The following is an 18,065-nucleotide window of genomic DNA, read 5'->3' as shown; positions in this document are numbered from 1 at the left end:
GCTGGGTGTTCGAGATCTTCTCATGCGACCCGGACGGAGCCTTGACGTTGGAGAGCACGCAGTTCTTCTCGCCGGGGGGGTGTTGGGCCTTTCTCCCGGTCGGAGGGTCTGATTCGGCAGGATGCATCCGGCTGCAGGGTCAGACTATCTGCGATTGGCCCATCATGTTTCCCTACAAGATCGCGCGGGTCGCTTACCGTGCGGCTGTCGACCAGTCGATTGCGGAGTTGACCCTAGGCGACGGATCCGGTTTGCTGACTCTTACTTTTGCCACCCACTCCTTCGACAACAACGGGGAAGTGATCGCGCGGATCCAGATCGGCGACGTGACCGAGGCGGAGCCGACGAGCTGGGGGTCGGTGAAGCAGTTGTTCCGGTAGGGGCATAGGTACCGGACACCCTCTTCCGTGCGTGGACTTGGCCACGGCGGGGCCTGTCCGCGGCTGTCCGCTCGATGCTCCCCCCCCCGCGCTTCGCGCTTCGGGGACTCCCTCGGCAGCCTCGGTCGCGCCTACAAGGACGGGTTGTTGAAGTCGCCGAGCCTCGGTGGCTGCGCTTCTCGCGGACACCTGCCGCGGTCACCCGCCGTGATTCGTTCGTCGAACGGCGGGCACCACACGACCAGGTCTGTCTTGCTCCGGAGGCGGGGGGCGGGGCAGAGCGGCGAGTTGCCGCGCGCCGCGCGCGGTATGTTTGAGCAAGCGAGCCCCGCCCCTCGGCTCCGGGGGTTCCTGGAACTCGGTACCGATCCGGCTACCTTCCCCGAATCGCTTTTTGTCTCAAGAGATGATCGGCGAGGACGAGAGTTGCCATCGCCTCGACGACGGGGACCGCGCGCGGAAGAACGCACGGATCATGGCGCCCGCGCGGGCGGATGCGCGTGATCTTGCCGTCGCGCGAAACCGTCTCCTGCATCTTCGCGATCGTCGCGGTCGGCTTGAAGGCGATCCGGGCGACGATCGTCTCCCCGTTCGAGATCCCGCCCTGGATCCCGCCGGAGCGGTTCGTCGCGGTGCGGATTCTCCCCTCGCGCATCGTGAAGGGGTCGTTGTGCTCGGAGCCCTTGAGCCTTGTTCCCTCGAAACCGGATCCGATCTCGAAGCCTTTCGTCGCGGGGATCGAGAGAAACGCCTTGGCGAGATCCGCCTCCAGCTTGTCGAAGACCGGTTCGCCGAGCCCCGCCGGGACCTTCCGCGCGAGGCACTCGACGACGCCTCCGAGCGAGTCGCCCTCCTTCTTCGCCTTGCGGACGAGATCGACCATCTTCCGGCTCGCCTTCGGGTCGGGGCAGCGGACCGGGCTCTTCTCGACGTCGGCGATGCGGACCCGCTCCGGGTCGATCGACGCCTCGAGCGTGTGGATCGAACGGACGTAGGCGACGATCTCCGCCTCGCACTCCTTCGCGAGAAGCTTCCGCGCGAGAACGCCGGCCGCGACGCGCCCGACCGTCTCGCGGGCGCTCGCCCGTCCTCCTCCCTGCCAGTCGCGGATGCCGTATTTCGCTTCATACGTAAAGTCCGCGTGCGAGGGGCGGTAGAGATCCCGCATCGCCTCGTAGTCCTCCGGGCGGGCGTCCTCGTTCGCGACGAAGAGGAGGATCGGCGTCCCGAGCGTCTTCCCCTCGAAGACGCCGGAGAAGATCCGCACGCGATCGCGCTCCTTTCTCTGCGAGGCAAGGCGGCTCGCCCCGGGGCGCCGCCGGTCGAGCTCCGCCTGGATCTCGCGCTCGTCGATCGCGAGAAGAGGGGGGCAGCCGTCGATGACGACCCCCACGCCCCCGCCGTGCGATTCTCCCCAGGTCGTGACGCGAAAGAGGCGTCCGAAGGTGCTACCCATGCGGTGAACCTCGCGCGGCGCTTGTGAGGAGCATCGTCGGGATCGGGCACCGGTCGGCGAATCGCTTCGCGTCGGAATCGTTTCCGACGAGGGAACCGTGGTGCATCGGGATCGCGAGGCGCGCCTTGAGATCTCCCGCGGCGAGCGCCGCCTCCTCCGCGTTCATCACGTACACGCCGCTCACCGGGAGAAGAGCGACGTCGCATGCGAGACCCTTCATCTCGGGGATCCGATCGGTATCTCCCGCGTGATAGATCGTTCGGCCGTCCATCTCGACGAGAAATCCGATCCATCGGTTCGATCTCGGATGATGAGGCTTGTCGAGGTTATACGCGGGGACGGCGGCGATGTCGAGCCCGCGCACCGTAATCCGATCCCCCGGCTCGATCACCTTGCAGGAGCGCGCGAGCTTCCGCGACGCATCCGCGACCGTCACGATCTCCGCGTTCTCGATTCCGGGAAGCCGGACGAGGTCGGACGGCGAGCAATGGTCCGCGTGCGGATGCGTGATGAGAACGAGATCGGCCGGCGCGTGCGGCCCCGGCCCGATCCGCCACGGATCGATGTAGACCGTCCGCGATCCGCGCACGCGGAAGGAAGAGTGGCCGAACCAATCGATCCCCGCGGCGAGGTCGCCGACCGAAGAACCGCGGGACGAAGCGCGAGAGTTATCGACCATGAGGGCCTCGAATGGTGAGGGGCCGGAGGTGGACGCCCGCTTTCGGGCGTCGAGTATACCGCAATTCGACAAGAATCACTCAGGGTTCTTCTGCGCCGGAGCCGAGGGCGCGGGGGCGCCGGCCCGGACATCCCTCGCGCTCCTGCGCAAGCGAAGGCAGTCTTCTTCGGACGGATGGATCGATAGTCGGCGAGTTTCGTCCGCTCCGTCTTTGATCGTGTATGCGGGAGGAGCGATCGAGACGCACCGGTCCGGCTTCGGGATGTTCGCCGGCGCGGGGTTCATGAATCCTTCGCGAGAGACGAGATGGCGAGCCGACGGAAGAGGAAGACGCGAAAGGCCCTCACGCCCACGGAGGCGATCCTCGAGAGCATCTCCGACGGGGTCTTCACGGTCGACCGGGAGTGGCGCATCACCTCGTTCAACCGGGCGGCCGAAGAAATTACGGGTGTCAAGCGTTCCGAGGCGATCGGCCGGCTCTGCTCGGAGGTCTTCCGCTCGAGCATGTGCGGCCCTGATTGCGCGCTCGAAAAGACGCTGAAGACGAATAGGCCGATCGTCGGCAAGACCGCGTACATCATCGACGCGCGCGGGGACCGGATCCCGATCAGCGTCTCGACCGCGGTGCTGCGGAACTCCGGGGGCCTCGTGGTCGGCGGAGCGGAAACCTTCCGCGATCTTTCCGAGGTGGAGGCGCTTCGACGGGAGCTCGAAGGACGCTTCCGCCTCGGCGATCTCGCGAGCCGAAGCCCCTTGATGCAAAGGGTGTTCGATGTCCTTCCGACGATCGCCGCGAGCGCGAGCACGGTTCTCGTTCACGGCGAGACGGGGACCGGAAAGGGGCTCGTGGCGCGGACCATTCATGATCTCAGCCCGCGGAGCGGCGGCCCGTTCATCGCCGTGAGCTGCGGGGCTCTTCCGGAGACGCTTCTCGAGTCGGAGCTCTTCGGGCACAAGGCGGGCGTGTTCACCGGGGCGACGAGGGACAAGCCGGGGCGCTTCGCCCTCGCGAAAGGGGGGACGCTCTTTCTCGACGAGATCGGTGAGCTGAGCCCGGCCGTGCAGATCCGGCTTCTGCGTGTGCTTCAGGAGCGAACCTTTGAACCTTTGGGCGCCACGAGATCCGAAACCGCGGACGTTCGGATCGTCGCCGCCACGAACAAGGATCTGGCGGAGGAGGTGCGCAAGGGAACGTTCCGCGAGGATCTCTACTACCGCGTGCACGTGATCCGCGTGGAGCTTCCGCCTCTCCGGCGCCGCAAGGAGGACATCCCGCTTCTCGCGGAGCAATTCGTCGAGCGCTTCAACCGATTGCAGCGGAGGTCCGTCCCAGGGGTCGCCGCGGAGGCGCTCTCGCTTCTCGTCGCCCACGACTGGCCGGGCAATGTGCGCGAGCTCGAGAACGCCGTCGAGCGGGCGTTTCTTCTCTGCGGGGACGGGTTCATCGAGATCGAGCACCTTCCCGAAAGCCTCACCGCGCGGAGCGGGCCCTTCGCATCCTCGCCGGACATTCGCGCGGCCCGCGATTTGTTTGATGCACAAACGATTCGCGCCGCGATCGAACGGAACCGCTGGGATCGCTCGGCCGCGGCGAGAGATCTCGGCATCCACAAGACGACGCTCTTTCGAAAGATCAAGAGGCTCGGCCTCACGCTTCCCGATCGAGACGGCCGTTCCGCCCGCAAAGAGTAGCGCATCGGCTACTCGATTCGGCCACAAGAGTAGCGTGTTCGCTACGCTCAAGGCTCCGGTCGGTCGCCGAAGAGGAACCCGGACTTCCTTCCACACAAGCGGTTGACGACGTCCTTTCCCATGCGGACCTTGCTGGCGTGGAACGTGCTTGTCCCGAAGGACGAAGGGGAAGGAGCGGCGGCATGAGAGCGGCCTTCTCGGTTTGGGACGATCGGATCGCTCCGGTTTTCGACGCGGTGCCCCGTGTCCGCATCGTGGATGTCGAGGAGGGGCGGATCGTCCGCGAGAGCGAGGAGCTCCTGGCGGAAGGACTGCCGGTCCGGAAGGCGCTCCGCCTGGCGGAGATGGGTGTCGGCGTTCTGATCTGCGGGGCGATCTCCCGGCCGATGGAGGAGATGGTCGCCGCCAACGGCATCCGGGTCATCTCGTTCGTGACGGGCGAGCTTCGAGCGTTGACCGAGGCTTGGCGCACGGGAGCCCTTGACGAGGCCACCTTCTCCATGCCCGGCCGCCCCGGGCGCGGACGCGGCCGGCGAAGAGGAAATCGGGGCGCATGTTGGGAGGATCGGTGGATGAGCGGACAAGGAATGGGAGGGACGGGAGGAGGAGGAGGTCGCGGTCGAGGCCGCGGTGAGGGAGGCGGCGCGGGCGGGGGGAGAGGCGGGGGTCGGGGGCGCGGGCAGGGGAGCGGCCGAGGACTGGGGCGCGGCACCGGCGGCCGCATGGGCGGTCCCTCCGCGGGCGGTCCCGGCGGCTTCTGCGTCTGCGCGCAGTGCGGGGAGCGCGAGCCGCACGAACGAGGGGTGCCGTGCGCGGAGCGCAAGTGTCCGAAGTGCGGGATCCCGATGACGAGAGAGTAGCGACGGATCCGGAAAAGGAGGGAAGGACCATGCCGGGAGGGGATCGAACAGGACCCTTGGGGATGGGAGCGCGAGCAGGTCGGGGAGCAGGGTACTGCGCGGGGTACGGGATGCCGGGCTCCGCGAATCCGGGCCTCGGGGTTGGCGGTGGGTTCGGCTTCGGGCGCGGCCGAGGCGCCTGGGGGCGCGGCTTCGGCGGTCGAGGTCGCGGGTGGCGCTACGGATTTTTCGTCACAGGGATGCCCGGCTGGATGCGGCCCGGAGGATTGGCCGGTCCCTACGGGTACACGCCGGCAGGTGCGCTCGATCCCGAGACGGAGAAGCGAATGCTCGAGGGGCGGGCCGAAGCGCTCCGGTCGGAGTTGGAACTCCTTGAGAAGCGTCTCTCGGAGATCGGCGCCGAAAGACCTACGGAAGGGTAGACGGCGAGCATCCGTCCGCGGCGCAGTCCGGCGGGGATCTCTCCCCGCGCCGCTCCGGCGGATCCGTCCGAGGGAGGAAGTCCATCGATGAAGATCGCGTTCTCGACGGCGGGGGATGATCTCCATGATGGCTCCTCCGCTCGTTCGCGCCGTGAAGGCCTCTCTTCGAAACGGCGGGCCCGCGATCCTGGACGCGCCCCCCGGCACCTCCTGCCCCGTGGTGGCGGCGGTTCAGGGCGCGGACCCCGTCGTTCTCGTGACCGAGCCGACTCCCTTCGGCCTTCACGATCTCGAGCTCGCGTTGGAAACGATGAGGGAGCTGGCGATCCCGCTTCCTGGAGCGCCTTTGCGGAGAGTGGATGATCTCGGAGACGCGCTGCGGGCCGATGGTCTACGCCCGTCTCGCCGCCGCCGCCGAGAACTCCGGCAAGCTCGTCTCGATCGTTCGCCGGGAGGCGCGGCGGATCGCGGAGGAGCGGAACCTCCCGCTCGTCCTCGCGGACGGCCCCCCGGGGATCGGATGCCCGGTCATCGCCTCGTTGGCGGGAACCTCGCTCGCCCTCGTCGTGGCGGAGCCGACGGTGTCGGGCGAGCATGATCTCGACCGAGCGCTCCGGCTCGCGAGGCACTTCAGGATTCCGGCGGCGGTGTGCGTGAACAAAGGGGATCTCAATCCGGAGAAGACGAGGCAAATCGAGAGAGAGGCGGAACAAGAGGGAGCTCGCTCTGTCGGGCGCATCCGATACGATCTTTCGTTCACCCGCGCGCAGCTCGCCGAACGATCGGTGGTGGAGATCGATGCCCCGTGCGTCGAGGATGTGCAGCGCGTGTGGGAGCGCATCGTCTCGTGACCGCCGCGGTGGCGGCGCCGCCGGATCGCTCCCGACAACGGACCGGACACGACCGCTTCCATGGGAAGAGGAGGACGAACGGATGCGAATCGCGATTCCAATCGCGGATGGGGAGCTGGCCCCGCACTTCGGGCATTGCGAGTGTTTCGCTCTCTTCGACGTGGATCTCGGGGCGAGGAAGATCGTGAAGAGAGAGGACATCGAGGCGCCTCCGCATCAGCCGGGGCTGCTCCCGGCTTGGCTGGCGGAGCGACGGACGAACGTGATCCTCGCGGGCGGCATGGGACGCCGCGGCCAGCAGCTCTTCGCCGACCGGCAGATCGAGGTGGTCGTGGGGGCTCCGTCCGCTCCGCCCGAGAGGCTGGTGTCCGACTGCTTGGAAGGGAGGCTCCGCTCGGGCGGGAACCTCTGCGACCACTGACGGCGCCGAGGAAGCCGAGAGGAGAGGCGCGAAGCCCCGAGCCTCGGTTCGTCGCCGCGCCTTGAGTCCCCTCGCGCCCCGTGATAGGCTCTCCGGCGAACGCAACGAGGCGGAGAGGAGACCCCCTGCCGAGGACCGTTCGAGGTCCCGAGAGGAGCCACGCATGCGCGGCACGTTTCAGAACGAGCCCTTGACCGATTTCTCCCTAGAGGCGAACCGGAAGAAGATGGAGGAGGCGATTCGAGAGTTCTCCTCGACCTTCGGCAAGGAATACGACTGCTTCATCGGCGGAAAGCCGGTTCGTTTCCAGGAGACGTTCGTCTCGCGGAACCCATCGAAGCCCTCCGAGATCGTGGGGGTCTTCCCGAAGGCGAGAAACGAGGACGCGGAGAAGGCGCTTCTCGCCGCGGAGAAGGCGTTCGAATCGTGGAAGCGCGTTCCCGCGAAGGAGCGAGCCGATCTCCTCTTCCTGGCGGCGGATGGAATGCGCGAGCGCCGATTCCTTCACAATGCAAGCATGGTGCTCGAGGCGGGGAAGACATGGCCCGAGGCGGACGGCGACACGGCCGAGGCGATCGACTTCCTCGAGTTCTACGGGCGCGAGGCGCTCCGCTACGCCGGCGAGCAGCCGGTGACCCCCTTCCCGGGCGAGAGGCCCGAGCTTCGCTACATCCCGCTCGGGGTCGGCCTCGTGATCCCGCCGTGGAACTTCCCGCTCGCGATCCTCTGCGGGATGACCTCGGCGGCGATCGCGGCGGGGAACACGGTCGTCCTGAAGCCGTCGAGCGAAACCCCCGTGATCGGCGCCCTCTTCAACGATCTCATGCGGAGCGTCGGCGTTCCGGACGGCGTCCTCAACTTCATCACGGGGCCGGGCGCCGTGGGCGGCGACTACCTCGTGCGGCATCCGCGCACGCGCTTCATCTCGTTCACCGGATCGAAGGAGGTCGGTCTCGGCGTCATCGAGAAGGCCGGTAAGGCCGCGCCGGGCCAGATCTGGATCAAGCGCGTCGTCGCCGAGATGGGGGGAAAGGACGCGATCGTGGTCGATTCGGAAGCCGATCTCGACGCCGCGGCCGCCGCCGTCTCCGCGTCCGCATTCGGCCTCCAAGGCCAGAAATGCTCCGCGTGCTCGCGCGCGATCGTCGTCGCCGGCGTGTACGACGCGTTCCTCGAAAAGCTCCTCCCGATCGTCCGAAAGATCAAAGTCGGCGATCCGCGCGACTTCTCGAACACGATGGGGCCGGTCGTGAGCGAGAAGGCGATGAACACGATTCTCTCCTACATCGACAAGGGGAAGAGCGAAGGGAAGCTCGCGCACGGCGGGAATCGGATCGGGAGCGAGGGCTATTTCATCGAGCCGACCGTGATCGCGGACGTCGCCCCGCGCGCCGTCATCGCGCAAGAGGAGATCTTCGGGCCGGTTCTCGCGGTGATCCGCGCGAAGGACTACGACGACGCGCTCCGCATCGCGAACGACACCGAGTACGGGCTCACGGGTTCCGTCTACACGAGGAACCGCGCCAAGATCGAGCGGGCGAAAGAGGAGTTCCACGTGGGGAACCTCTACATCAACCGCAAGTGCACCGGCGCGCTCGTCGGTGTTCACCCGTTCGGCGGGTTCAACATGTCGGGAACCGACTCGAAGGCGGGGGGACGGGATTATCTCCTCCTCTTCCTCCAGGCGAAGTCGATTTCGGAGAAGATCGAGCAACCGTAAGAGGAGCCATGCGAAACATGAGAACCCGATCGAACGGAGTCCGGACCTTTGTCCTTTGCCTCGCGCTTCTTCTCCTCGCGGCGCCCGGTTGCGGGAGAAAAGGGGAGAAGGAGAAGGAAGGGATCGCGGCGCTGCCGGACACCCTCACGACTTTTCGCGAGAAGATCGACTGGCTCATCCCCCGCTCGTTCGAGTCTTTGGAGTACGCGGTCCAGAACCGGGCGGACGAGGAGATCGACGCGGCGATCAACCTGCACGCGTATGTCCCCGCCGGGAAGTTTCTTTCGCTTTTCGAAGGAATCGATGTCAAGTTCCGGAGGTTCTATTACGGGTGGGAAGGCTTCAGCTCGATCTTCTTGGTCGATCCCGTGCTTCCGATCGACTCGACGATGGCGCTTCTTCAACTGGAGGCGAAGAGCCGCCTCGCCGAGCAAGTACGCTTCGCCGAGGAGCAGCTCCGGAACGTGACCGACAGCCTCGAGCAGGCGAGCGCGAGTCTCGAGCTCGGCGGGATGCGGAAAGGTCTCGCGCACATCGATTCGGTCGGGGTTTCTCTCTACGGCGCGGAGGTGGGGGCGTTCCCGCAGGATCTGATGGGGCTCATGCTCCGCTCGGACGGGATGATCCGCGTGATCTTCCCGGGCCTCCCCGGGGAGGGGAGCTGGGTTCGCGTCTCTCCGTACCACTTCAACAGAATGCTGCGGGCCGATCAGGCGGCGGCGGACGCGCCTGCCCCCCGATGAGCGAGCGGACCGCCGGCGGAGGGGATCCCCGGCGAGGGGAGGGCGCGGCCTCGCCTCGACCGCCTCGGCGCCGCGGCCGGGAGCGGGGACCGAGTTGACCGGGAATCGGAACGCGGGCCGAGCGGGGCTGCTTCTTCTCGCCCTCTTCCTCGCCGCGTACGTCCTCGACTTCGCGCGCGACATCGCCGAGAGAGACTGCTTTTCCTGGATGGATCCGGAGCAGTACTACTCGTTCGCCCTCTCGATCGTCGAAGAGGGCGCGGCACCGGCCCGAGGCTTCGACGTGGCCTCGGCGTTCCCCTTCTTCGTCGCGCCCTTCCTCGCGCTCGGCGGGAAGACGATCCCGGCGGCTCTCGCGACGAACATTCTCTTCGCGCTTCTCCTCGCCTTCGCGGTCGCCGCCCTCGCGCGCGCGGTCGGGATCCGCTCTCCCTCCGCGGTCCCCGTCCTCCTCGTCCTCGGCTCTCCCCTCCTCATCGGCCTCTCGCGGGAGCTGTACGTCGAGTTCGCCCTGACCGCTCTGGTGGCGATCGGCTATGTTCTCTGGTTTCGGGCCGAGGGGCTTCGAAGAAGAGGATCGGCGGTTCTTCTCGCGCTCTTCTTCGTTCTCGGACTTCTCGTGAAGATGACGTTTCTCCTCTTCTTCGCCGGTCCTTTCGCGCTCGAGGCGGCGCGCGCGTTTCGGTCGCGCGACGCGCGGCGGCTCGCCTCTCTCGCCGCGGTCTTCTTTCTTCCCGCGATCGCCGTGTTCGCCGGGATCCGGATCTTCTTTCCCGATTCGTTCGCGTACTACGCGTCGCTCGGCAACACCCGGATCCCGATCATGCGGCTGATCGGCCCGCCCGATCTCTTCTCGCTCGAATCGCTCGCCTATGCTTTCGTGCAAACCGCGCGGCTCGGGCTCGGCCTTCTCTCCGTGTTCCTGATCCTGCCCGTCCGGCATCGGAAGCGTCTCTTCGATCCGGGAGATCCCGCGGGCGACCGCTTTCGGGTTCTTGCTCTCTGGCTTCTCGTTCCGCTCGTTCTCTTTACGTTTCAAGTGGTGAAGGAGCCCCGGCACGCGGCTCCTGTCGCGGTGCCGGCGGGGCTACTCATCCTCGGGGCCATTGAGAGGATGCGCCGGCCGCGCGCGAGGAGCGTTCTTCTCGCGGCGGCGCTCCTTGCGTCGATGGGACAGTACCTCGCCTTGACGCGCGGCGCGGTCTTCTGCCCTTACCGGCTCACGGGGGCGCTCGACCCTCGAGGGGTGGAGGAGGCGATGGTGCGCGCGGATCCTGAGCGAGGTCCGATGCAGACGCCGGACGGACGGCTCGACATCAACCGCTGGCGTTTCACGAGGAGCCTCGCGCTTGCCGGGTTCGATCGGAACGAAGCGCTCGCGCTCGCCTGGCGATTCGGTCCGGCGGTGGTCTATGATCTCGACCTTCCTCAGTGGACCGGCGGGAGCGAGAAAGCCTACGAGCGCTTCGAGGATCTCTTTTACTTTTCGGCGCTCAACATCTACAACGCGCGCGCCGGCTGGCCGCGCTTTTTCTTCACGCTCAACCGCGAGGCGGTCGTGCGCCACGCGGACTTCATCCTGGCGCGGATGGACGAGGAGGGCGCGCGCGCGTCGTTCGAGGGAGCGGAGGTCGTCGGAAGCGCCGGAGCGAACGGATCGATCGTGCTTCTTGCGCCGCGCGAGCCGTCGCCGTTTTCGTATCGCGACCTCTATGCGCGCGAGTTCCTGAACCGCGCTCTCCCGAAGGATCCCAAGGAGCTCAACACGATCTACTTCTCCCTCTTCATGGGAGATCGCCTCGCCGGAAAGAACTCGCCCGCGGGGGCGTTGCTGGAAGGCTTCCCTCCCTCGTTTCGCCCGGGACGGGAGCGGCGAAACATCTTCTGGATCGCCCGTGACGGGCCCCTCCAAGCGTTCGCGGAGAGGCAGTACGGGGCTCATCTCGAACGCACCCGATCGACCCGAACGATTCCCTCCCCTTGATTCCCCGCGGGGTTCGATCTCCTTAACTTGTATTATTGCAGAACGTTATGCGGATTTCTCGGCCGCGGGAAAAAAAGGACGCCCCCGGTACGATTTTGGTTGACGGCCCCCCATGTCGATGGTACCATAGCCTCACCTTAACGATAGGGTTAGGGTCTTGGAGGACCGAACGTGGAACGGATGCTCAAGGTCGGTGAGCTGGCGCGCGAGGCCGGGAAGACGGTCCGAGCGATCCACATCTACGAGCAGATGGGTCTCATCCGTAGCCGGGGCCGGACCAAGGGTCGCTATCGTCTCTTCGACGAGAGCACGCTCGACCGCATGAACTGGATCAACCGGCTTCATCAGTTCGGTCTTTCCCTCACGCAGATCCGCGATCTCATCGGCACCGTGAACCGGTGCGACGTGGGATGCGATGCGATGGGGGTCGTGCGGGATCTCTACCGCGAGAGGTTGGGAAGGCTTCGCGACACGATGGAGATGCTTCAGGGTCTCGAGACCGAGCTGGAGAACTCGCTTCTCTATCTCGAGGCCTGCAAGGATTGCGCGCCCGGGAAGCCGAAGGAAGCGTGCGTGAACTGCCGGCGGGAGCGGCCGATCGGAAAGCCCGCTCTCGTGCGCGGCCTCCATGCGGATGCTGCGTGGAGCGCGCCGCGAGCGGCTTCCCTGTCGGCCCAGGAAAAAACCGCAGGGGAAACCGGATCCGCCCAGGCGGGGTGAGCCCGAGAAACCGATGGGATCCGAAAGAACAGGAAACAGCCCCTGCCGCGCGAGCGGCGACTCGAATACGAGACGGAGCGTGACATGAAGGCGAACTACTCGACTCGGTTCTCTCCGCCGCAAGAAGACAGAGCAATGACCCTCTATCTCAGGGAGATCCAGAAGATCCCGACCGTCCCGGAGAAGGAGAAGGGCGAGCTCGCGCGCCGCGCGCGCGAGGGGGACGAGGAGGCGATGCACACACTCGTCCTTTCGCACCTTCGATTCGTGGTGTACGTCGCGAAGAAGTACATGAACCGCGGGCTTCCTCTCTCCGATCTGGTCAACGAGGGGAACATCGGCCTCATCAAGGCGGTCAAGAAGTTCGACGAGACGCGCAACTTCAAGTTCACCACTTACGCGGTGTGGTGGATCAAGCAGCGCATGCAGCAGGCGGTGATCGAGAACTCGCACGCGATTCGGCTTCCGATGAACAAGGAAATCCTGCTGCAGAAGATGTCGAAGTACATGAATCACTATTGGAAGACGTTCCATCAGGAGCCGACCGTGGCGGAGCTGGCCGAGGTTCTCGGGCTCTCCGAGTACGAGGTCTACAATCTGATGGGGATCAGCAGCCGGTTCCTCTCGCTCGAGGGGCCGGAGGACTTCGACGGAGAGAACAGCCTCGGCGACTACGTTCCCGACGAGAACGCGCTCTCGCCGGAAACGGAGCTCGTCGAGGGACACATGCGAGAGCACGTCCGGGAGGTGATCGAGAGCCTGGCCGAACGCGAGGCGGAGGTGGTTCGGCTCTACTTCGGCATCGACTCGGATCGAGCCTACAATCTCGAGGAGATCGGTTCGGTGATGAACCTCTCGCGGGAGAGAGTTCGTCAGATCAAGAAGAAGGCGCTGGAGAAGCTCGCCGCCGGCTCGCGGGGCGAGATGCTTCGCGCCTATCTTTCGTAACGCGGAACGGGGAGAGAGCGGGAGCGTACGTCCCGTCCCTTGCGATGAGCGCCCGGCGGTCGTGTACCCGGACCGCCGGGCGTCTTCTCTTCGGGGAAGCGGCGGACGGTCTTCCCGTCCGGCCTTTCACGAGCCCGCCGCTCATCGAGGCGCTCTCGTCGAGAGAGCGGCGGCTACTCTTCCTTTTCGGGGCCGGGTTCGTCCGCCTCGAGATCCTCGGGCTCCGCGTCGCCGTAGACGTCCTTCCGGAACTCCTCGCGGCATTCTTCACAGCAGAAAAAGTGGTTCGCGAGCCGGACTCCCTCTCCGCGGAAGTCGTCGCCGCACCATTCGCATTCCTTCATGATTCTCGCCTGTCCTTTCTCGTAAAACGGCCCGGCTTTCGCGAGCCCCTTCGTTTTCGCCGCGCAGGCGCGCCGCCGAGCGGCGGGCGCCGGCGTCGCAGCGGGATGATGGCATCGGGGGGCCGGAAGGTCAACTCCGAATCCGGCCGGATCAGGCGGTCGGGACGCTGTCGGTGAGGGCGAGATCCGGATCCACGAGGACGACGCGGCCCTCGGGGACCTCGGTCCAATCCTCTCCGGAAATCGGCTCCGTGGCGAAGGCCACGCAGCGGTAGGGAGCCTCGGCCGTCATCACCGTGTGCGATTCGCCGCACACGGTACAGACCGCCGCGCGGTCCCGCTCGAGGCGAAAGAGCTTTCCGCCCTGGCGGCAGGCGAGCATCACGCGGCGGTTCGTCGCCAGAAGCAGAAGACGGGAACGGATCTTCGATCCGGAACGGCCGGTCATCTCGTTCAGCATCGCGACGGTCTTGAGGAACGAGTCGTGGATGCGGTGGATCGGCGCGTCTCCGCCGATGGAGCCGGCGGAGCGCTTGAGATAAGAAAGGAATAGGAAGAAAGCATGTTCCGAATCGGTGGTTCCCTGGATCGCGCGGCGGAACTCGGGGTTTAGCTCGCCCATCAGTTCCCGCCGGAGCGTGAGGAAGTTCTCGATCGTTCCCGAATGGGCGAATACCCAGCCTTGAAACTCGAACGGCTGCGTGTTTCGCCGGTCCGCCCTGCCGGACGAGCCGGCGCGCACATGGGCGACGAACGCGTGGGTGGGCGTCGCGGCGGCTTCCGAATCGAAGGAGAAGCTCTCTTGGGTCCCGAGGGGTGTCCGGTAGACGATCGCTTCGTCCGACCGGAAGACCGCCGCGCCCCAGCCGGTCACCGGAACGCGATTCCTTCCGCCCATTCCTTGTTCGCGCACGAGCGCCTGCTGCGAGCGGACGAGAGCGCAGTCGACCCGGGTCGGCTGCGAGGCGAGGAAACCGTACAGACGGCACAAGGTGCGCGGCTCTCCAAAACGACTCGTCAGGGACGAGTCCCGGTGTCTCCGGGACCGCCTTGGAACGTCCCCAGGGCTCTTCTCACCCGGTCGTCCTCCGGGTGGCGCGCCAACCAGTCTTGCAGATAGCGGACCATCTCCTCTTCCCTCGAGGTTCCGGTGAGGGTGCGGACGAGAGCTCCAAGAACCATGCGGTCGTCGGGCAGCATCTCGTACGCGCGGATGATCGCGTCCGCCGCCTCCTCCTTCCTCCCGAGCGCTTCCAGATACTCCGCCTCCTTCACGTAGCTCAAGGCGTCGTCCGGCTCGAAATCCGAGCACCTGCGGATGTGGTGGAGAGCGGTCTCCCAGTCGCCCATCCCTTCCGACAGGAGCGCGAGCATGCGATGGCCCGCCAGGTTGTCGTGCGGGAAGGATCGGATCATATCCGTATACTTCCTCGCCTTCTCGAGCTCGCCCGACCTCTGGAAGAGCTGGGCGAGGTTGTAGAGGCAGGCGTTGTAGTTCGTGAGGAGCCGGACCGTGTCGGGGTCCTTGTAGACGGTCGGATCGTCGAGTCCGCGGAAGCGATAGACCCCCTCGCCGAAGTTCCTCTCCATCGCCTTTACGTCGATCGATTCCTGATCGAGGCTCATGTCGATCCGCTTCACCAGCCCCTCCTGGATCAGCTTGTCCTTGACCGTTTCTTGATCCGAGGTCGTGACGGTGATCGCGTAGTAGATCGGACGGTCGGCGATGTTGTCGCGGATGATGATCGGCATCACGATGTCCTTGATCGTCACGATCGTGCCGTCCGGCCGGTAGTATCCGCGCAGGTTCTGGATCTCGTCGTCCGAAAGGGAGATCTTGATCTTGGGCTCATCGTGTTTCAACTGGTCGATATACCAGGGAGTGTTGAGGAGCGAAAGATTGACGATGCGGACGTCCTTTCGGAAGTTGCGGACCTCCTGGATATACCAGAGGGGGAACGTGTCGTTGTCTCCACCGGTGAAGAGAATCCCTCGTTCGCCGAGCGCGACGAGCATGTTGTAGGCGAGGTCCTCGGCCACCCAAAACCTCGACCGGTCGTGCGTGAAGTAGTTCGTCCGGACGGCGCCGATCGGGACGGCGAGAGAGAGAATCGCCAGCGCGGAGACCACCGTCTCGCGAAGCTCCCTCCGCGCGAAGGGGCGCGCGAGCAAGGCACCAAGAAGCGCGCCGAATCCGACTCCCAGCAGCCAGCCGATCAGGACGAAGCCGGGCGTGTAGAAATAGTCGCGGTCTCGGACCTCGAGCTTCACTCCCCGAGTTCCGTCGGAGAAGTTGAGGTAGAGCGTCATCGCGATCGTGAACAAGAGGAAGATCGAGAGGAAGTAGAGCCCGATCTTCCGGTCTCGCCTCCAGATCGCGAAGAGCCCGAGGAGCGTAAGGGCGGAGAGAAGAATCGTGAGGGCGGAAAGCCGCTCGGGAAGCCATTGAGTCTTCAAGTGATACCAGAACCCGATGCGGTGGAAATCCCCGAACTGGTTCGCCCAGCTCCCCTTCCGGGTGAACATCAGCTCGAACATCGACTTGTCCGAGTACTGCTTCCGTTCGAGGAACATCTTGAAGCTGGTCCAGTCGTCCGGGTCATTCTCGTTGATCGCGGGATGCAGCGCCGCTCGGATCGGCACGTATCCGTAGAGGGAGTAGCCGAGAACCGCCGCGAAGAGGAGAAACCCCGCGAGCGTGAAAGTCTTCTTCCGTTCCGGCCGGGTCGAGAGGTACGCCGCAAGAAAGAAGACCGCGGTGCCGATCGGCGCAGCCCAGAGGAAGAAATCGAGCAGGTAGATCACTGAGGTGAGAATCACGAAGACGGCCCAGAAGGCCGGGTTCTTGAGACGCGCTCGGTCGGCGAGAAACAAGAGGAGGAAGATCGGCAGGATCGGAAGAAAAGCCTGCATGTGGTTCGTCGCGCCGAGGAAGAGGAGAAGCACCTGCAGGACGAGAATCCGATTCCCCTCGGGCGTGCGTGCGCGCTCGGCCCAGACGAGCGTGAGCCAAACCAGGATCGAGATGAGAAGAAGGGTGAGCCCGTAGACCTCCGCCTCCACGGCGTTGTACCAGTAGGTCGATCCGAACGCCATCGCGAGGGAGCCGAGGACGACTCCCGCGTAGATCGCGACCGAGTCGATCGCCGTCCTCTCGTGTCCGCTGATGCGGCGGAGGACCCGCGCGAGCGCGAGCGCGGCGAAGCCGACCGCCAGGGCGCTCGAGACCGACGAGAAGAGGTTCAGGAGGAACGCGGTGTCCCCGAACGGGATGAGGGAGACCACGCGCCCCATCATCACGAAGAGCGCGGCTCCCGGCGGATGCGGGATCCCGAGAATGTACGCGCAGGCGATGAACTCCCCGCAGTCCCAGAAGGGGGAGCCTCGCCCGGTCGTCAGGACGTAGATCGCTCCCGACACCAGCGTGACGAGAAGGGCGACGAGAAGGTCAAACCTCCGCCCGTAGGTGACCGTTCCGTCGAGGCGATCCTCGGCGGGGCGTGTTGTCTTGTCCGGTTCTTTGCGGGTCTCGCCGCGTGGGGCGCCCTCTTCGCGCCCTCCGGCTTCTCGATTGTCTCGTTTCACGGGTCTCCTGCTCGCATCGTCGGGTTGCCCCGCTTTTCTCCAACAGCTTTCGCAATATACCACAGGGGGGCCGCGCCCCCAATCGTTTCTCGCTCTTTCCCCGGCCGTTCCTTGACACCCCTCGAGGACGAACCTAGACTGACGGGAGCGGCGGAGGCCGCTGATGTTGGAACTCCCAAACCCGCGCGAGGTTCGCCGCCGGAAAGCGGGCGCGCCTCGGGAGCGAAAAGCCGTCCCGCAGGAGGGGGCGATGAAAACGGACAAGGAAGAAATGCGGCCGGTCTGCCCGCATTGCGAGAAGATGCTCGAGCGGCTGGTCGAGGTGAAGGGGAAGTGGCACGAGTCGGTGCGCGTCGTCTGCTGCCCCCTCTGCAAGAAGATCCTCGGCGTGTGGGGCTCCCACTAGGCCGAGCCGCGCGCGACCCGGGCGGGGCGTGAGAAGAACTCATCGAGGATACGGCGATCATGATTCGGCTCTACAACACGATGACCCGGTCGGTCGAGCCGTTCGAGCCGCTCGATTCGGGAAAGGTCGGCCTCTACACGTGCGGCCCGACGGTCTATCAGTACGCCCACATCGGGAACCTGCGGACCTACGTGTTCGAGGACGTGCTGAAGCGCGTCCTGACCGAGGCCGGATACGAGGTTCAACACGTGATGAACGTGACCGACGTGGGGCACCTCGTCTCGGACGCGGACACCGGCGACGACAAGATGGAGAAGAGCGCCGCGAAACAGGGGAAGACGATCCACGAGATCGCCGACTTCTATTGGCGCGCTTTCCGCGAGGACATGCGGCGGCTTCACGTTCTCGAGCCGGACGTCTGGTGCAAGGCGACCGACCACATCACGGAGCAGATCGATCTCGTCCGCCGCCTCGAGGAACGAGGCTTCACCTATCGCCTCGAGGACGGTATCTACTTCGATACTTCGAGGTTAAAAGATTATGGACAGCTCGCGCGCCTCGATCGGGACGGCCTTCAGGCGGGGGCTCGCATCGAGATGGTCGAGGGGAAGAGAAGCCCGACCGATTTCGCGCTCTGGAAGCTCTCGCCGAAGGAGAAGAAGCGCCTGATGGAGTGGGAGAGCCCGTGGGGGATCGGGTTCCCGGGGTGGCACATCGAGTGCTCCGCGATGTCGGTCCGCTATCTCGGAGATCGGTTCGATATCCATTGCGGCGGCGTGGATCATATCGCCATTCATCACACGAACGAGATCGCCCAGGTGGAGGCGGCCTACGGGCACGAGTGGGTTCGCTGG

At 65.5% G+C, this 18,065-nt stretch carries 17 protein-coding genes and 1 pseudogene; 13 read left to right on the top strand and 5 right to left on the bottom strand.

Translation table 11 applies throughout. The features are described from left to right. The first annotated feature begins 164 nt into the window (after positions 1-164). Positions 165-380 (top strand): hypothetical protein, encoded by a 216-nt coding sequence (locus FJY73_10540; GenBank protein ID MBM3321101.1) that lies wholly within the window; start codon positions 165-167, stop codon positions 378-380. 373 nt (positions 381-753) lie between these two features. Here FJY73_10540 and aroC read toward each other — a convergent pair whose 3' ends face one another. Beyond that, a complete protein-coding gene (aroC, locus tag FJY73_10535) occupies positions 754-1,836 on the bottom strand; it encodes a chorismate synthase (protein ID MBM3321100.1) in 1,083 nt (360 codons plus the stop codon). Beyond that, entirely contained in the window at positions 1,829-2,515 is a 687-nt protein-coding gene (locus tag FJY73_10530) for an MBL fold metallo-hydrolase (GenBank protein ID MBM3321099.1), read from the bottom strand. Before FJY73_10530 ends, aroC begins: the two co-directional genes overlap by 8 nt. A gap of 306 nt (positions 2,516-2,821) precedes the next feature. Here FJY73_10530 and FJY73_10525 point away from each other — a divergent pair, with 306 nt between their 5' ends. The 10 genes and pseudogenes from FJY73_10525 to FJY73_10480 all read left to right on the top strand — a co-directional run bounded on the left by FJY73_10525 (position 2,822) and on the right by FJY73_10480 (position 12,876). Beyond that, on the top strand, positions 2,822-4,207 hold the full coding sequence (locus tag FJY73_10525; GenBank protein ID MBM3321098.1) for a sigma 54-interacting transcriptional regulator: 1,386 nt from the start codon (positions 2,822-2,824) through the stop codon (positions 4,205-4,207). A gap of 182 nt (positions 4,208-4,389) precedes the next feature. Continuing rightward, positions 4,390-4,746: pseudogene (locus FJY73_10520) on the top strand (NifB/NifX family molybdenum-iron cluster-binding protein). A 350-nt stretch (positions 4,747-5,096) separates the two neighbouring features. Then, positions 5,097-5,489 carry a DUF5320 domain-containing protein gene (locus FJY73_10515; protein ID MBM3321097.1) on the top strand — a complete coding sequence of 131 codons (393 nt, stop codon included), beginning with the start codon at positions 5,097-5,099 and terminating at the stop codon, positions 5,487-5,489. A gap of 359 nt (positions 5,490-5,848) precedes the next feature. Then, positions 5,849-6,340 carry a hypothetical protein gene (locus FJY73_10510; GenBank protein MBM3321096.1) on the top strand — a complete coding sequence of 164 codons (492 nt, stop codon included), beginning with the start codon at positions 5,849-5,851 and terminating at the stop codon, positions 6,338-6,340. An 82-nt stretch (positions 6,341-6,422) separates the two neighbouring features. Continuing rightward, on the top strand, positions 6,423-6,761 hold the full coding sequence (locus FJY73_10505; GenBank protein ID MBM3321095.1) for a NifB/NifX family molybdenum-iron cluster-binding protein: 339 nt from the start codon (positions 6,423-6,425) through the stop codon (positions 6,759-6,761). Between the two features lie 163 nt (positions 6,762-6,924). Further along, positions 6,925-8,481, top strand: a complete 1,557-nt coding sequence (pruA, locus tag FJY73_10500) for an L-glutamate gamma-semialdehyde dehydrogenase (GenBank protein ID MBM3321094.1) — start codon at positions 6,925-6,927, stop codon at positions 8,479-8,481. A gap of 17 nt (positions 8,482-8,498) precedes the next feature. Then, positions 8,499-9,224, top strand: a complete 726-nt coding sequence (locus FJY73_10495; protein MBM3321093.1) for a hypothetical protein — start codon at positions 8,499-8,501, stop codon at positions 9,222-9,224. A gap of 94 nt (positions 9,225-9,318) precedes the next feature. After that, on the top strand, positions 9,319-11,208 hold the full coding sequence (locus FJY73_10490; GenBank protein ID MBM3321092.1) for a glycosyltransferase family 39 protein: 1,890 nt from the start codon (positions 9,319-9,321) through the stop codon (positions 11,206-11,208). A gap of 171 nt (positions 11,209-11,379) precedes the next feature. Beyond that, a complete protein-coding gene (locus FJY73_10485; GenBank protein MBM3321091.1) occupies positions 11,380-11,928 on the top strand; it encodes a MerR family transcriptional regulator in 549 nt (182 codons plus the stop codon). Between the two features lie 135 nt (positions 11,929-12,063). Then, positions 12,064-12,876 carry an RNA polymerase sigma factor RpoD/SigA gene (locus FJY73_10480; GenBank protein ID MBM3321090.1) on the top strand — a complete coding sequence of 271 codons (813 nt, stop codon included), beginning with the start codon at positions 12,064-12,066 and terminating at the stop codon, positions 12,874-12,876. Positions 12,877-13,049: 173 nt separating this feature from the next. Here the strand turns inward: FJY73_10480 and FJY73_10475 are convergent, their stop codons facing one another. The 3 genes from FJY73_10475 to FJY73_10465 all read right to left on the bottom strand — a co-directional run bounded on the left by FJY73_10475 (position 13,050) and on the right by FJY73_10465 (position 16,805). After that, entirely contained in the window at positions 13,050-13,220 is a 171-nt protein-coding gene (locus FJY73_10475) for a hypothetical protein (protein MBM3321089.1), read from the bottom strand. 151 nt (positions 13,221-13,371) lie between these two features. Then, positions 13,372-14,211, bottom strand: coding sequence for a class II glutamine amidotransferase (locus FJY73_10470; GenBank protein ID MBM3321088.1), 840 nt, complete (start codon positions 14,209-14,211; stop codon positions 13,372-13,374). A gap of 26 nt (positions 14,212-14,237) precedes the next feature. After that, positions 14,238-16,805 (bottom strand): DUF2723 domain-containing protein, encoded by a 2,568-nt coding sequence (locus tag FJY73_10465; protein ID MBM3321087.1) that lies wholly within the window; start codon positions 16,803-16,805, stop codon positions 14,238-14,240. 250 nt (positions 16,806-17,055) lie between these two features. Here FJY73_10465 and FJY73_10460 point away from each other — a divergent pair, with 250 nt between their 5' ends. Together FJY73_10460 and FJY73_10455 are read left to right on the top strand one after the other, a co-directional pair. Beyond that, a complete protein-coding gene (locus tag FJY73_10460) occupies positions 17,056-17,211 on the top strand; it encodes a hypothetical protein (protein ID MBM3321086.1) in 156 nt (51 codons plus the stop codon). 59 nt (positions 17,212-17,270) lie between these two features. Continuing rightward, the coding region (locus tag FJY73_10455) for a class I tRNA ligase family protein (GenBank protein MBM3321085.1) at positions 17,271-18,065 on the top strand (795 nt) is incomplete at its 3' end.

It is taken from the genome of Candidatus Eisenbacteria bacterium (genome assembly GCA_016867715.1).
GTDB lineage: Bacteria > Orphanbacterota > Orphanbacteria > Orphanbacterales > Orphanbacteraceae > VGIW01.
The sequence above is the reverse complement of the archived record's forward strand: the minus strand, read 5'-3'. Positions and strand labels throughout refer to the sequence as shown.

Coding starts and splice junctions, on each gene's coding strand:
- FJY73_10540 (MBM3321101.1), top strand. CDS start 165: ATGTTTCCCTACAAGATCGCGCGGGTCGCTTACCGTGCGGCTGTCGAC.
- aroC (MBM3321100.1), bottom strand. CDS start 1,836: ATGGGTAGCACCTTCGGACGCCTCTTTCGCGTCACGACCTGGGGAGAA.
- FJY73_10530 (MBM3321099.1), bottom strand. CDS start 2,515: ATGGTCGATAACTCTCGCGCTTCGTCCCGCGGTTCTTCGGTCGGCGAC.
- FJY73_10525 (MBM3321098.1), top strand. CDS start 2,822: ATGGCGAGCCGACGGAAGAGGAAGACGCGAAAGGCCCTCACGCCCACG.
- FJY73_10515 (MBM3321097.1), top strand. CDS start 5,097: ATGCCGGGAGGGGATCGAACAGGACCCTTGGGGATGGGAGCGCGAGCA.
- FJY73_10510 (MBM3321096.1), top strand. CDS start 5,849: ATGATCTCGGAGACGCGCTGCGGGCCGATGGTCTACGCCCGTCTCGCC.
- FJY73_10505 (MBM3321095.1), top strand. CDS start 6,423: ATGCGAATCGCGATTCCAATCGCGGATGGGGAGCTGGCCCCGCACTTC.
- pruA (MBM3321094.1), top strand. CDS start 6,925: ATGCGCGGCACGTTTCAGAACGAGCCCTTGACCGATTTCTCCCTAGAG.
- FJY73_10495 (MBM3321093.1), top strand. CDS start 8,499: ATGAGAACCCGATCGAACGGAGTCCGGACCTTTGTCCTTTGCCTCGCG.
- FJY73_10480 (MBM3321090.1), top strand. CDS start 12,064: ATGACCCTCTATCTCAGGGAGATCCAGAAGATCCCGACCGTCCCGGAG.
- FJY73_10475 (MBM3321089.1), bottom strand. CDS start 13,220: ATGAAGGAATGCGAATGGTGCGGCGACGACTTCCGCGGAGAGGGAGTC.
- FJY73_10460 (MBM3321086.1), top strand. CDS start 17,056: ATGAAAACGGACAAGGAAGAAATGCGGCCGGTCTGCCCGCATTGCGAG.